This is a genomic window from Actinomycetospora straminea (genome assembly GCF_028737255.1).
In the GTDB taxonomy this organism is placed as follows: domain Bacteria; phylum Actinomycetota; class Actinomycetes; order Mycobacteriales; family Pseudonocardiaceae; genus Actinomycetospora; species Actinomycetospora straminea.
In genome coordinates, this window is the sequence record NZ_JAQZAN010000008.1 from 157,483 (window position 1) to 171,404 (window position 13,922).

The 13,922-nt window shown below is 74.3% G+C and carries 15 protein-coding genes; 10 read left to right on the top strand and 5 right to left on the bottom strand.

Annotated elements, in window-relative coordinates:
- Positions 1-7 precede the first annotated feature (7 nt).
- Together PH190_RS13525 and PH190_RS13530 are read left to right on the top strand one after the other, a co-directional pair.
- Positions 8-1,390 (top strand): LLM class flavin-dependent oxidoreductase, encoded by a 1,383-nt coding sequence (locus PH190_RS13525; RefSeq protein ID WP_274232037.1) that lies wholly within the window; start codon positions 8-10, stop codon positions 1,388-1,390.
- The gene (locus PH190_RS13530; RefSeq protein ID WP_274232038.1) at positions 1,387-2,583 is read left to right on the top strand and encodes an acyl-CoA dehydrogenase family protein; all 1,197 of its coding nucleotides are present in this window, start codon (positions 1,387-1,389) and stop codon (positions 2,581-2,583) included. The genes PH190_RS13525 and PH190_RS13530 overlap by 4 nt, the downstream gene beginning before the upstream one ends.
- A 37-nt stretch (positions 2,584-2,620) precedes the next feature.
- Here PH190_RS13530 and PH190_RS13535 read toward each other — a convergent pair whose 3' ends face one another.
- The 4 genes from PH190_RS13535 to PH190_RS13550 form a co-directional block, all read right to left on the bottom strand.
- On the bottom strand, positions 2,621-2,962 hold the full coding sequence (locus tag PH190_RS13535; protein WP_274232039.1) for a cupin domain-containing protein: 342 nt from the start codon (positions 2,960-2,962) through the stop codon (positions 2,621-2,623).
- A gap of 81 nt (positions 2,963-3,043) precedes the next feature.
- Positions 3,044-4,006: a fumarylacetoacetate hydrolase family protein gene (locus PH190_RS13540; RefSeq protein WP_274232040.1), complete on the bottom strand. Its 963-nt coding sequence runs from the start codon at positions 4,004-4,006 to the stop codon at positions 3,044-3,046.
- Positions 4,003-4,947: an MBL fold metallo-hydrolase gene (locus PH190_RS13545; protein ID WP_274232041.1), complete on the bottom strand. Its 945-nt coding sequence runs from the start codon at positions 4,945-4,947 to the stop codon at positions 4,003-4,005. Before PH190_RS13545 ends, PH190_RS13540 begins: the two co-directional genes overlap by 4 nt.
- The gene (locus tag PH190_RS13550) at positions 4,947-6,137 is read right to left on the bottom strand and encodes a cytochrome P450 (RefSeq protein WP_274232042.1); all 1,191 of its coding nucleotides are present in this window, start codon (positions 6,135-6,137) and stop codon (positions 4,947-4,949) included. The genes PH190_RS13545 and PH190_RS13550 overlap by 1 nt, the downstream gene beginning before the upstream one ends.
- Before the next feature lie 103 nt (positions 6,138-6,240).
- On the opposite strand from PH190_RS13550, the gene PH190_RS13555 reads away from it, so the two are divergent.
- Positions 6,241-6,837 carry a TetR/AcrR family transcriptional regulator gene (locus tag PH190_RS13555; protein WP_274232043.1) on the top strand — a complete coding sequence of 199 codons (597 nt, stop codon included), beginning with the start codon at positions 6,241-6,243 and terminating at the stop codon, positions 6,835-6,837.
- A 102-nt stretch (positions 6,838-6,939) separates the two neighbouring features.
- Here PH190_RS13555 and PH190_RS13560 read toward each other — a convergent pair whose 3' ends face one another.
- Positions 6,940-7,593: a nitroreductase family protein gene (locus PH190_RS13560; protein WP_274232044.1), complete on the bottom strand. Its 654-nt coding sequence runs from the start codon at positions 7,591-7,593 to the stop codon at positions 6,940-6,942.
- 177 nt (positions 7,594-7,770) lie between these two features.
- On the opposite strand from PH190_RS13560, the gene PH190_RS13565 reads away from it, so the two are divergent.
- The 7 genes from PH190_RS13565 (at position 7,771) to PH190_RS13595 (ending at position 13,874) form a co-directional block, all read left to right on the top strand.
- Entirely contained in the window at positions 7,771-8,133 is a 363-nt protein-coding gene (locus tag PH190_RS13565; protein ID WP_274232045.1) for a cupin domain-containing protein, read from the top strand.
- 129 nt (positions 8,134-8,262) lie between these two features.
- Positions 8,263-8,580, top strand: a complete 318-nt coding sequence (locus PH190_RS13570; RefSeq protein WP_274232046.1) for a hypothetical protein — start codon at positions 8,263-8,265, stop codon at positions 8,578-8,580.
- Positions 8,581-8,697: 117 nt separating this feature from the next.
- Positions 8,698-9,399: a GNAT family N-acetyltransferase gene (locus PH190_RS13575; RefSeq protein ID WP_274232047.1), complete on the top strand. Its 702-nt coding sequence runs from the start codon at positions 8,698-8,700 to the stop codon at positions 9,397-9,399.
- A 14-nt stretch (positions 9,400-9,413) separates the two neighbouring features.
- Positions 9,414-10,565 carry an LLM class flavin-dependent oxidoreductase gene (locus PH190_RS13580; protein ID WP_274232048.1) on the top strand — a complete coding sequence of 384 codons (1,152 nt, stop codon included), beginning with the start codon at positions 9,414-9,416 and terminating at the stop codon, positions 10,563-10,565.
- A gap of 11 nt (positions 10,566-10,576) precedes the next feature.
- Positions 10,577-11,959, top strand: coding sequence for an NtaA/DmoA family FMN-dependent monooxygenase (locus PH190_RS13585; protein WP_274232049.1), 1,383 nt, complete (start codon positions 10,577-10,579; stop codon positions 11,957-11,959).
- A 31-nt stretch (positions 11,960-11,990) separates the two neighbouring features.
- The gene (locus PH190_RS13590; protein WP_274232050.1) at positions 11,991-13,193 is read left to right on the top strand and encodes a trans-sulfuration enzyme family protein; all 1,203 of its coding nucleotides are present in this window, start codon (positions 11,991-11,993) and stop codon (positions 13,191-13,193) included.
- Between the two features lie 207 nt (positions 13,194-13,400).
- The gene (locus PH190_RS13595) at positions 13,401-13,874 is read left to right on the top strand and encodes an OsmC family protein (RefSeq protein ID WP_274232051.1); all 474 of its coding nucleotides are present in this window, start codon (positions 13,401-13,403) and stop codon (positions 13,872-13,874) included.
- Positions 13,875-13,922 lie beyond the last annotated feature (48 nt).

Sequence of the window (13,922 nt, forward strand, 5' to 3'; positions counted from 1 at the left end):
GGACACCGTGCCTCGCGAGCAGCGGAGAATCCACCTCAACGCCTTCGCCATGAACTGCGCCGGCCACCAGTCGGCGGGCCTGTGGCGCCACCCCGACGACCAGGGCCACCGCTACACCGACCTCGAGCACTGGACCTCGCTCGCCCGCACGCTCGAGGACGCGGGGTTCGACGCGCTGTTCCTCGCCGACGTGCTCGGGATCTACGACGTGTACGGCGGCTCGCGCGACGCCGCCGTGCGCGCCGGGACGCAGGTCCCGCTGGGCGACCCGATGCTGCTCGTGCCGGCCCTGGCCGCGGCGACCTCGCGGCTGGGGTTCGGGGTGACGGTGTCGGTGAGCTACGAGCACCCGTACGCACTGGCCCGCCGGTTCACCACGCTCGACCACCTGACGAAGGGCCGGGTGGCGTGGAACGTCGTCACCGGCTACCTGTCGAGCGCCGCGGCGAACCTGGGGCTCGGCGAGCAGCTGCCCCACGACGAGCGCTACGCGATGGCCGAGGAGTACCTCGAGGTCTGCTACAAGCTCTGGGAGACCTCCTGGGACGAGGACGCCGTGGTCCGCGACGTCGAGCGCGGCGTCTACACCGACCCGGCGAAGGTGCACGACGTCGCCCACCACGGCACCTGGTTCGACGTGCCCGGGCCGTTCCTCTCCGAGCCCTCGCCGCAGCGCACGCCGGCGATCTTCCAGGCGGGCGCCTCGTCGCGCGGCAAGGCGTTCGCCGGCAAGCACGCCGAGGCGGTGTTCGTGTCGGGGCCGACGACCGGCGTCGTCGCGAAGTCGGTGGCGGGCATCCGCGCGGCGGTGGCCGAGGCGGGCCGTGACCCGGAGTCGGTGACCATCTTCGTGCAGCTGGCGCCGGTGGTGGCCGCGACGTCTGCCGAAGCTCGTCAGCTCTACGAGTCCTACCTCGCCGCCGCGTCCCGCGAGGGCGCCATGGCGCTGTTCGGCGGCTGGACCGGACTCGACCTGTCCGACGTGCCGCCCGACCAGCCGCTGCGCCACGTGCACACCGAGGCCGGGCAGACCGCCCTCGCGTCGTTCACCACCGACGACCCGGACCGCGAGTGGACGATCGACGAGATCGCCGCGCACCTCGCGGTCGGCGGGCGCGGCCCGGTCGCGGTGGGCTCGCCGACCGAGGTCGCCGACGAGATGGAGCGCTGGATCGACGAGACCGGGGCCGACGGCTTCAACCTCGCCTATGCGGTCACGCCGGGCACGTTCGAGCAGGTCGCGGAGCTCGTCGTGCCGGAGCTGCGCCGGCGCGGGCGGATGCCGGAGGTCCCGCCCGGCGGGACGCTGCGCGAGGTCCTGGGCGGCAAGGGCCCGCGCGCGGACGCGAGCCACCCGGCGGGGGCGTTGCGGGCCTCCCGGATCTCGTGAGCCCGGCCTCGCGGACCGCCGCCGAGCCGGAGGTCGCCGCGCTGCTCGCGGAGATCGCGGCGGGCGCGGCCGAGCGGGAGCGGGACGACGTCTCGCCGTTCGAGCAGGTCGCGGCGGTGGCGCGGGCCGGGCTCGGCGCGCTGTCGCTGCCGGCGGACGAGGGCGGGCGCGGCGCGTCGGTGCGCGAGGTGCTGGCGTTCGTCGTCGACCTCGCCGAGGCCGACCCGATCGTCGCCCACGTCCTGCGCACCCACTACAGCCAGGTGCTGGGCTTCCTGCGCCAGCCCGACCCCGAGGTGCGCCGGCGCTGGGTCGAGGAGATCCGTGCGGGCAAGGTGTTCGGCAACGCGATCAGCGAGACCGGGCCGTCGGCGGCGGGCGGGCACGAGTTCGACACCCGCCTCGACGAGGTCGACGGGCGCCTCGTGCTGAACGGCACGAAGTACTACAGCACCGGGACGCTGTACGCGGACTGGATCGCGGTCGCGGCGCGGGTCCCCGAGGACCGGGTCGCCACCGTGATGGTCCCGGCCGATCGCGCGGGCGTCGACGTCGTCGACGACTGGGACGGCATGGGCCAGGGCCGCACGGGCACGGGGACCACGCGCTTCACCGACGTGGCCGTCGAGCCGGGCGACGTGCTCGGCGCGCGGCCGCGCCTCGAGCCGCGCGCGCCCGGTGACGTGGCGTTCCTGCAGCTCTACCTGCACGCGCTGGTCGCCGGCATCCTGCGGTCGGTCGCGACCGACGCCGCGGGGGTCGTCCGCTCCCGGAGCCGCACCTTCGAGCACGCCCCGGTGCCGCAGGCCGTCGACGACCCGATCCTGCAGGAGACGGTGGGCCGGCTGTCGGCGACGGCGTGGATCGCGGAGTCGGCGGTGCTCACCGCGGCGGACGCGATCGACGCGGTGATGCAGGCCTGGGCGAAGGGTGAGCCGACCGAGGAGCTGCTGCTCGCGGCGTCGCTGGCGCACGTGTCGGTGAAGGTGCACCTGGACCGGGTCGGCCCGGAGGCGGCGACGGGGCTGTTCGACGTCGGTGGCGCGTCGGCGTCGAGCCGCGCCCGCAACCTCGACCGGCACTGGCGCAACATCCGCACGATCACGCTGCACAACCCGGCGAGCTACAAGGCCGCCGCGATCGGGCGGCACCTCATCTCCGGCGACCCGCTCCCGGTCAACGGCTACTTCTGACGTGCGCGATGTTCACGGCGATGGCCGTGAAGATCGCTCACGTGCGGCCGTTGAGCTTCGCCACGGTCAGCAGGACCACCGCGTCCTCGACGGCCTCGAGGCGGTGGCGCGCGTCGGGGACGACGAGCAGGTCGCCCCGGCGCCCGTCCCAGGAGTCCTTGTCCGACACCAGGCGCACTCGACCCTGGAGCACGACCAGCGTCGCCTCGCCGGGGTTCTCGTGCTCCCCGAGCTCGCGGCCGCCGGTCAGCGCGATCACGGTCTGGCGCATGACGTTGCCGTGCCCGCCCACCACGGTGTGGGCGGCGCGGCCGGCGGAGCTGGTCCGGGCGGCGGTGAGCTGCTGGCGGGCGCAGGCGTCGAGCGAGAGCTTGAGCATGGTCGTCCCCGTAGGTCCCGTGGTGGTGGACGACCATGGTCACGCGCGAGGCCCGGGCGCGGACACCGCCGAACGACACGATCAGGCACTCGTCCACGGCCGCGGCCGCTGCGCGTGCCCCACCCGGGCCCTCGGGAGGGCCACCGGCGCCGCGCCCGCCACCACCCGGTTCGACACCGACCCGATGCCCTCGACGACCAGCGTGACGACGTCGCCGGGCCGCAGCGGCGGCGGCGCGGCGGCGCCCGCCTGCGCCCAGTACTCGAGCAGGCAGCCCGTGCCGCAGGTCCCCGACGCGAGCACATCGCCGGTCCGCAGCTCCGCCCCGCGCGAGGCGTACGCGACGATCTCCTCGAACGACCACGCCATGCTCGCCGAGGTGTCCCCGCCCCCGGGCAGCGGGACGCCGTTGACCTCCGCGTGCATCTCCAGCGCCAGGCGCCCGTCGCGGCGGAACGCTGCCAGCTCGTCGGCGGTGACGATCCAGGGCCCCAGGGTGTTGGCGAAGTCCTTGCCCTTCACCGGGCCGAGTCCCACCGGGATCACCGGTGCCATGAGGTCGCGCGCGGACCAGTCGTTGAACAGCGTGTACCCGGCGATGTGCTCGCCCGCCTGCTCGGGCGTGAGGTCCCTCCCGGGGCGGCCGATCACCGCGGCCAGCTCGAGCTCGAAGTCGAGCCGCTCGCAGCCCGGCGGAACCGCGACGGGCTCGTCCGGCCCGATCACGGCGTTGGTGTTGGAGAAGTAGAAGACGGGCTGCTCGTACCACTCCGGGGGTGGCGCCGTGCGGCCCAGCAGCGTGAGGCTGCCCCGGAGGTGCTCCTCGAAGGTGATGTAGTCGCGCAGCGTCGGTGGCGCCACCGGCGCGAGCAGCCGCACGGAGGGCAGCGGGCGGGGCGGGCCGTCGGCGGTCCGCGCCACGAGCTCCTCGCGCTCGGCCGACGCCAGCAGCTCGTCCGTCCCGACGGTCAGGGGCTGGACCACATCCCCCTCGACGACGCCCACCCGGGACGTCCCGTCGATCGCGATGCGGGCGATCCTCATGCGGGCTCCCCCCGCTCGAACGCGGCGATCCGGCCGAACTGCTCCAGGCGGTCGGCGCGGGGGCGGGACGGGTCGAGCTCCTCGTAGACGTTCAGGACGTTCGCGGCGATGCGCCCCTGCTCGGACATCGCGGCGAACCGGCCGAGGTCGATCGACGCCACGGCCTCCTCGACGGTCAGACCGGCCTCGAACCGCTGGGTCGCCTCCTGCTCCACGAGCACGAGGTAGTCGCGGACCCACCGGACGCCGTCCTTGTCCGTGAGGGGTCCGTGGCCCGGCACGATCGCGGTGAGCGGCAGGTCGAGGATCCGTTCGCAGGCGGCGACGCAGCGCGCGACCGGGCCCGTCCACACGAGCGGGGCGCCGCCGATGAACAGGATGTCGCCGGTGTAGACGACGCCGGCGTCCGGCACGTGGACCAGGACGTCGCCCGGGGTGTGCGCCGGCCCGACCTGGATGAGCCGCACCTGGCGCCCGCCGACGTCGAGGTCGAGCTCGCCGGTGAAGGTGCGGGTGGGCGGGGTGGCGACGATGCCGCTCAGGTCGAAGTCCGCCGAGATGGCGCGGATGAAGGCGCCCAGCTCGTCGTCACGTCCCGACAGGCCCGCCAGCTCGGCGATCGCGGCCGGGGTCATCAGCGCCGCGGCGGCCTCCGAGGCGACGATCTCCACCTCCGGCCCGGCGACGAGCTGGTTGCCGTGCCAGTGGTCGCCGTCGGAGTGCGTGTTGACCAGGGTCCGGATCGGGTGTCCCGCGGTCAGCGGGGCGTACCCCTCGAGCATCTCGGCGGTGTGCGGCAGGTCGTAGTGCGTGTCCACCAGCAGCGACACCCCGGCGCCGCGCACCAGCCCCGTGTTGCTCTCGCCCCACCGCCCCTCCGGGAGCAGCCAGGCGTGGCAGTCACCGCCCAGGTCGTGGGGCCCCTTCGCGTAGCTCGCCATCACGCCGCCACCAGACGGACCGGCAGCGCGTCGAACTTGCGCATGGTGCCGCTGGGGCTGCGCACCGCGTCGCCGGTGCGCTCGAACCGCTGCACCCGGCGGGTGAGCTCGGTGAGCATCGAGGTCGCCTCCATCCGCGCCAGCGGGGCACCGAGGCAGAGGTGGATCGACGTGCCGAGCGCGAGGTGCGTGCGGGCGTTCTCCCGCGTCACGTCGAGCCGGTCCGGGTCGGCGAACTGCCGGGGGTCGCGCCCCGTCGACCCCAGGACCGCGCAGACCGTCGCGCCGGCGGGGATCGCGACCCCGCCGACCTCGGCCTCGTCGCGGGTGCGGCGGTAGAAGACGCGGAAGGGCGCCTCGAACCGCAGCAGCTCCTCGACGGCGTTCGGCACGAGGTCGGGCCGCGCGCGCAGCAGCTCCCACTGGTCGGGTTGTTCGACGAACGCGTCGATCGCGTTGCCCAGCAGCGCGCCGGTGGAGTCGACGCCGGCCAGCCAGATGGACGCGAGCGTCATCAGCCGCTCCGGGCCCTCCGGGTCGAGCCCTCCGGTGCTGCCGCCGTCCATGATGAGGCGGCCGAGGCAGTGGGCGGGCAGGCCGGGGATGCCGTCCGCACCCAGCCAGGTCAGGGCCTCGAGCAGGAGCTCCGTGTGGCGCGGGTCCGCCGCCGGCTCCTGGGCGCGGACGACGGCGTCGCTCCAGTCGACCAGTGCCTGGCAGCTGGGCGGGGTGAGGCCGGTGAGCATGGCCATCGCGCGATCGGGCATCGGCTGGGCCAGCGCCGGCACGGCGTCGACCTCCCCGTGTGCGAGCGCCTGCCCGACGATCGCCGCGGCCGCGGACTCGATGCCCGGTCGCAGCTGCTCGATCTCGGCCCGCGCGAACGGCGGCTGGACCGCCCGGCGGATGCGGGTGTGCTCGGGCGGGTCGGTCTCGATCAGCGGGTAGCGCTCGGTGCGGCCGAGCGCGCTCTCGTAGGTGGCGCCGTCGCCGGAGACGAACCGGCGGTGGTCGCGCAGGACCGCGGCGGCCTCGGCGTGGCCGGGCACGAGCCAGATGTCCCGCTCGGGCTCGTGGGTCACCGGTCCGCGGGCCCGCAGCTCGGCGTAGAGGGGGTAGGGGTCGCGCAAGGCCTCGGGCCGGTAGAGGTCGATGGCGTCGCGCCGCGGCGCCGCAGCTACGTTGGACATACTTCTCCCTGGTGAGAGGGTTGCACTCGAGTGCAGGTAGCGGTGCGAAACAGTTGCACCCGAGTGCAGGACGTGTCAAGCGTCACCAACGACGGGAGCGACGGTGAGCGCGGCCGAGCAGGGCGCCGGGGGCGCACGCGCGTCCGCGACGAGGGACGTCCTCTACGAGGCGGCGGCCGCGCTGTTCGTGGAGCGCGGCTACGAGGACACGACGATGGCCGACATCGCCGAGCGGGCCGGGACGTCGCGCCGCACGGCGTTCAACCACTTCCCCAGCAAGGGCGACATCCCGATGCTGTGGACCCGCCGGATGGCCGACGACGCCGTCGACGTGATCACCGAGTCGACGGACGAGCCGGCGCCGGAGCGCATCCGCGCCTACTTCCGGCTGATCAGCCGGCTGGTGGAGGCGGAGCCGGAACTGACCCGGCAGATGATGCTGGGCTGGACCGCGGCGACCGGCCCGATCCGCTACGAGTCCCAACTCCTGGCCGACCTGCGACCCCTGCTGCGCGAGGGCCAGGAGCGCGGGGAGGTCCGCGCGGACGTCGACGTCGCCGAGGCCGCGCGCACCCTGTCCGACGTGTACATGGGCGTGGTCTTCCGGTGGGTCCGCGACCCGGACGCGCTCGGGTCGTTCCCGGACGTCGCCGACGGCGGGATCGAGCTGGTGCTCTCGGCGGTGCGGGCACCCGGCTGAGCGCCGCTCCCCGCCGCCTCGTGAGTGGTCGTCACGGCCATCGCCGTGGCGACTGCGCTCGCCTTCCCCGCCCGGTCCCCGATCGCAGCCCGCGAGCCTCGCTCAGCCGCGGGACCGGTGCTCGCCCCACCGCTCCCAGTGCACGACCTGCTCGACGGGCTGGCGTCGCGGCGTCGACCAGCGCCCGCGCACCGGGTAGCCGAGGGGCACGAGACCCATCGTCGCGGCGTCCGCGGGCAGCCCGAGCAGCTCGTCGACCTCCCGCTCGCCGGTGATGAGGTGCAGCGACGTCAGCACGCCGCCGATGCCGCGCGCCCGCGCGGCGAGCAGCAGCTGCTGCACCGCGCCGTAGATCGACCCACCGAGACGCTTGTCGGTCGAGTCCGCGCCGTTCCGGAGCACCGGCACCACGAACACCGGGGCCTCGGCCAGGTGGTACGCGAGGTGGTCGGCGGCACGGAAGGAGGCGGGACTCAGGCCGTCCGCGGCGCCGTCGCGGGCCGGGTCGAGCAGCTCCTCGCGCCGCACGCCGTAGATCTTCTCCCAACCCTGCCGGTAGTGCTCGGCGATGCGGGCCTTCACCGCCGGGTCGGTGACGACGACCCAGCCCCAGGTCTGGCGGTTGCCGCCGGACGGGCCGCGGACGGCGGTGTCGAGCAGCTCCCACAGCACGTCGTCGGGGATCGGGGTGTCCGCCAGGTAGCGCCGCGCCGGGGTGGTGCGCAGCCCCTCGAGCAGGTCGACGTGCTCGGTCACGGGTCCTCCTCCGCTGATCGACACTCGCGGGTCCACCGTAGGCACGTCCCGCCGAGCGACGGGAGGTGCCGAGTGACCGGGGCCACCGGGCTCGCCCTCGGGCCGGCGACACGAGGGCACGATGGTGCGCGAGGACCGCGGGGTGCTCCGGGCCCCCCGACGCGCACAGGAGGAACCGTGTCCGCGACCACCGCCATGCAGAAGGGCGACCTCGCCGCCGCCCCCGAGGACGTGCACGGCAAGATCTCGAAGAAGACCGTCGAGCTGGACGGCGTCAGCGTCACCGAAGTGACGTTCGGCGTCGGGGCGCGCTGGTCGCAGGACCTCAAGGGCTACGCCGGCACCGAGTCCTGCGAGCTCCCCCACGTCGCCCTCGTGCTGTCGGGACGCCTGCACGTCGTCATGGACGACGGCAGCGAGGACGAGTTCGGCCCGCACCAGGTCATGCTGCTCCCGCCCGGGCACGACGCCTGGTCGGTGGGCGACGAGCCGGCCGTGTTCGTGGAGTTCTCGCGCGGCAACGACATCTACGGCGCCTAGCGTCGCGCCGGGCGGACCACGCCGCGGCCGGGAGCTCGGGGCGGCGGCCCACGGCTCGACCGACCCGCTCCGCCCACCCCGGCGTCAGGTCGTCTTGACGTCAAGCGGGCTTGACGACAGAGTGGGCCGGTGAGCCCGGACGAGCTCGAGCGCGAGCACACGTTGCGCACCGCGGTCGCGCGGTTCGACGAGCTCCGCACGCAGGACTCGCTGGCGTCCGACGAGCCCGACGACGGCGGGGCCGCCGCGCTCACCGGCGAGGAGGCGCTGGAGATGCTGGCGCTCGGCGAGTTGATCGCCCGCAAGGCCGGCTACGGACGCCAGCTCGGGGTGCGCAGCGCGCGGCGCGCCGGGGCGTCGTGGACGGAGATCGGCCGCGCCCTGGGATCGAGCAAGCAGGCCGCGTGGGAGACCCACAACCGCTGGCTCGACGAACGACGTCCCTGAGCCCGTGCGCTGTCGCGCAGGTGAGCAGAAAGACGTGCTGTAGCACTTCTTTCTGCTCACCTGCGGCGGAGCCGCACCCGGCGGAATGGTGTCGCGACGCGGGCGGTTGTGGCCTGAGTGGCACCCGGACACCCCGGGCCGCTCGACGAGCCGGTCCGCAGCTCCCTGCTCGGCGCCCACGCGCACCTCGCGCAGGGCCACGGCGACGCGCTGCGCTACGACCCCGACGCCGCGCCGTTCCTCGCCGAGCCCCGCAGCGCCGCCGAGTGGGACGACGTGGCCGCGCTCGTCGGCCCCGGCGGCACCACGGTCGTCCCGGCCTTCGGCCACCTCGACCCCGTCGGGCTCGCCGTCGGGCGGACGCTCCCCGGGGTTCAGCTCGTCGGCGACGACGTCGCGGGCCACCACGACCCCGGCCTCGTCCGCCTCGACGTGGACGACGTCCCGGCGATGCGTGACCTCGTCGCCCGCACGCGGCCGGGGCCGTTCGGTCCGCGCACCATCGCCATGGGCACCTACCTGGGTGTCGTCGAGGACGGTGAGCTGGTCGCCATGGCCGGTGAGCGCCTGCACCCGCCCGGGTACACCGAGATCAGCGCGGTCTGCACCGACCCGGCGCACCGCGGCCGCGGGCTCGCGACCCGGCTCGTCCTGGCCGTCGCGGCCGGCGTGCGGGCGCGGGGCGAGGTCCCGTTCCTGCACGCCGCGGCGGACAACACCGGGGCGATCCGGTTGTACGAGACGCTCGGCTTCCGGTTGCGCGCCCGTCCCGACTTCACCGCCCTGACCGTCCCGAGCGACGTCCCCGCGCGGACGTAGCGGACAGGAGGACCATGACCCTGCACCTGGCGGTCGCCCTCGACGGCACCGGCTGGCACCCGGCCTCGTGGCGTGAGCCCGGCGCCCGCCCGGGCGAGTTGTTCACCGCGGGCTTCTGGGTCGACCAGCTCCGGGAGGCCGAGGCGGGCCTGCTCGACCTCGTGACGATCGAGGACTCCTTCGCCCTCGACAGCGACCGCGCCGACCGCGCGCAGGGACGCCTCGACGCCCAGCTCATCGCCCTGCGGGTGGGGCCCGTGACCAGCCGGATCGGGCTGGTGCCGACCGTGGTCACCACGCACACCGAGCCGTTCCACGTCTCCACCGAGATCGCGACGCTCGACTACGTCACCACCGGCCGTGCTGGGGTGCGGGTCAAGGTGTCGTCGCGCGCGGACGAGTACGCGCTGTTCGGGCGTCGCGAGTACGGCGCGGAGAGCCACGAAAGCCTGTTCGACGAGGCCGCCGACCACATCGAGGTCCAGCGCCGGCTGTGGGACTCGTGGGAGGACGACGCCGAGATCCGCGACGCCGCGACCGGCCGCTTCGTCGACCGCGACAAGCTGCACTACATCGACTTCGCCGGCGACCACTTCTCGGTGCGCGGGCCCTCGATCACCCCGCGCCCCCCGCAGGGCCAGCCGCTGGTCAGCGCGCTGGCGCACGTCGACGTCGCGTACCGGCTCGCGGCTCGCGGCGCCGACCTGGTGTTCGTGACGCCGGGCGGGGTCGGGCGCGCCGGACCCACCGGTGACGCGGAGGCGATCCTGCGGCAGGTCCGTGCGGAGGAGGCGTCGGTGGGGCGCCAGGGGGACCCGCTGCACGTCATCGGTGACCTGCTCGTCGTGCTCGACGACAGCGCCGACGCCGCGCGCGAGCGCCTCGCCCGCCTCGACGCGGCCGACGGCGAGGAGCTGCGCAGCGACGCGCGCATCCTCACCGGCACCGTCGGCGACGTCGCCGACGTCCTCGAGTCGTGGCACGCGACCGGGCTCGCCGGCGCCCGGCTGCGCCCGGCCGTCACCGCCCACGACCTGGCGCGCATCACCCGCGAGCTGGTCCCCGAGCTGCAGCGCCGGGGCCTGTTCCGCACCGCCTACGACGCCGACACGCTGCGGGGCCACTTCGGCCTCGCGCGGCCCGCCGACCGCTACGCGCGGACCTGAGGAGGAGCACCGTGCCGAAGCAGATCCACCTCGCCGCCCACTTCCCCGGCGTCAACAACACGACGGTCTGGAGCGACCCGGCGTCGGGCAGCCACATCGAGTTCGAGTCGTTCCGCCGCTTCGCGCAGGCCGCGGAGCGCGGGAAGTTCGACTTCCTGTTCCTCGCCGAGGGCCTGCGGTTGCGCGAGCAGGGCGGGCGCATCTACGACCTCGACGTCATGGGGCGTCCCGACAACGTCGCGATCCTGCAGGCCCTCGCCGCCGTCACCGAGCACATCGGGCTGGCCGGCACCGTGAACTCGACGTTCAACGAGCCGCTCGACGTCGCCCGCAAGCTCGCGACGCTCGACCACCTCTCCGGCGGGCGCGCGGCGTGGAACGTCGTGACCAGCTGGGACGAGTTCACCGGCGAGAACTTCCGCCGCGGCGGCTACCTGCCCAAGGACAAGCGCTACCTGCGCGCCCAGGAGATGCTCTCCACGGCGCAGGCGCTGTGGGACTCGTGGGACGCCGACGAGGTGCTCGCCGACGCGGCGTCCGGGCGGTTCCTGCGGCACGGGGACGCGGGGCGGTTCGCGATCCGCTCGGACCAGTTCGACATCTCCGGGCGCTTCCCGGTGCCGCGCAGCCCGCAGGGTCGCCCGGTGATCATCCAGGCCGGCGACTCCGAGGAGGGTCGCGAGTTCGCCGCCTCGAGCGCGGACGCGATCTTCACCCGGCACGCCGAGCTGGAGGCCGGCCAGGAGTTCTACGCCGACGTCAAGGCGCGGCTCGCGAAGTTCGGCCGGCGCCCCGAGGACCTCAAGATCCTGCCGGCGGCGACGTTCGTGCTGGGGGCCACCGAGTCCGAGGCCGCGGAGAACGCGCGGCAGGTCCAGTACCAGCAGGTCGGGCCGGCGACGGCGATCGCGTTCGCCGAGCAGGTCTGGAACCGCGACCTGTCCGACGTCGACCCCGACGGCCCGGTGCCGTCGTTCGACCCGAAGACCGACGACGACGTCGACTCCGGCGGGCACATCTCCAAGGGTCGCGCGAGCGTGCGGATGTACCGGGACCCGGTGGCGACGGCGCGCGAGTGGCGCGAGCTCGGCGAGCGGGAGGGCCTGTCGCTGCGCGAGGTCGTCATCCGCAAGAACGGGCGGCACACGTTCGTCGGCACCCCGCAGCGGGTCGCGGACACCATCGACGAGTTCGTGCAGTCCGACGCCTCGGACGGGTTCGTACTGGTCCCGCACATCACGCCGGGCGGGATGGACCCGTTCGTCGACCAGGTCGTGCCGCTGCTGCAGGAGAAGGGCTCGTTCCGCACCGAGTACGAGGGCGCGACCCTGCGCGAGCACCTCGGCCTGCGCCCCTCCCCCACCACCGTCGCCGCGGTCAGCGTGGAGGCGTAGGCCGCGCGCCGTGGGTGACACGATCGCCGGCGTGACCCGCCCCGACAGGCACCACCCCGACACCCTCGGGTTCGCGACCCAGGCCGTGCACGCCGGCAACGCCGTGGACGCGGGCAGCGGGGCGATCCGCACGCCGATCGTCATGGCGAACTCCTACGCGCTGCCGGAGAACCCCGAGGAGCTGTCGTGGTCGGGGTTCGACGTGCCGCTCTACACCCGCAACACCGGGGCCAACCAGCGCGCGCTGCAGCACAAGCTCGCGCTCCTCGAGGGCGGCGAGGACGCCGTCGTGCTCGCCACGGGCGTGGCCGCGCTGCACGGGGTGTTCTTCACGTTCCTGCGCACGGGCGACCACGCGGTGGTCTCCGACGTCACCTACGAGGCGAGCTGGCGCCTGTTCGCCGACATCCTCCCGGCGCGCTACGGCGTCGAGGCCACGTTCGTCGACACCAGCGACCCCGACGCCGTGCGCGCGGCGATGCGCGCGAACACGAAGCTGGTGCACACCGAGGTCATCGCCAACCCGACGACGCGGGTGTGCGACGTCGCGGCCGTGGCGGAGATCGCGCACGCCGGCGGGGCGCTGCTGTCGGTGGACTCCACGTTCACCCCGCCCCCGCTCTACCGGCCGCTGGCCGACGGGGCCGACCTCGTCGTGCACTCGCTCACCAAGGTCATCAACGGGCACGGCGACGCGATGGGCGGCGTGGTGGTCGGCGCCCGCGAGCACATCGACGCGATCCGGGCCGAGGCGATGGTCGACGTCGGCGGCGTGGTGTCGCCGTTCAACGCCTGGCTGATCTCCCGCGGCGCGATCACCCTGCCACTGCGCCTGCGCCAGCACGTCACCTCGGCGCAGCGGGTCGCGGAGTTCCTCGCCGGCCACCCGAGCGTCGCCTACGTGACCTACCCCGGCCTGCCCGACCACCCCCAGCACGCGCTGGCGACGCGGCAGCTCGGCGGGCGCGGGTACGGCTGGATGATGGCCTTCGCCCTCGACGGGGACGCCGACCTGCAGAACCGGTTCGTCGCCGACCTGCGCGTCGTCACCTCGGCGGTGTCGCTGGGCCACGACGAGAGCCTCATCGTGCACGTCGGCACCAGCGGCGCGCGGGCCGCGCGCTGGCCCGAGGAGTTCCGCCGCTACGGGCACCTGCGTTTCTCGGTCGGCCTCGAGGACCCCGACGACCTCGTCGCCGACCTCGCGGCCGCGCTGGACACGGTGCGTGGGTGATCGTGCGCTCTCCGGCTGGTCCGGTTGCGCGCCATCGGGTAGGAACAGGAGCGTGAGCCCGCTGGTGCGACGACTGCACGTCGACCTCTGCCGGCTCGCGACGACCACGTGTCGTCGCGGCTGACCCGCTCACGTCTCTCCTCCCCCGGCACGACCCGGGCCGTCGCGTGCCCGCGTGCTGCCCCACGCCCCCAGAGAGGTTCGTCCATGGCTCTGCACCCCAAGGAGACCGTCGTCCCGTTCGCCGTCCACGGCGAGGGCACCGGTGTCGCGCAGGAGCTCACCGCCGGCGGTCACGTCTTCACCACCGACGCCTACCCCGCGTTCGGCGGCGCCGACGCCGCCCCGAGCCCGCTGTTCTACGCGCTCGGTTCGCTGACCTCGTGCAACCAGGTCACCGCCAGCCTCGTCGCCAAGGACCTCGGCATTCAGCTCGGCCAGTGGACCTTCGACATCCAGGGCGACCTGGACACCGCCGTCCTCGTCGGCGGCGCCGAGGGCAACGCGAACTTCGACCGGGTCGAGGTCCGCGCCACCGTCGAGACCGACGCCAGCGAGGAGCAGTTCGCCACGCTGATCTCGGAGACCGAGCGCCGCTGCCCCGTGACGCAGCTCTTCCAGCGCTCGGGCCTGGAGTTCGTGAACAACTGGACGCGCGCGGAGCTGCCCGCCGCGGTGTGAGGTGACGCGGTCGCTCCGGCTTGTCGCCCGCCGGCCCGTGTGTTGAGG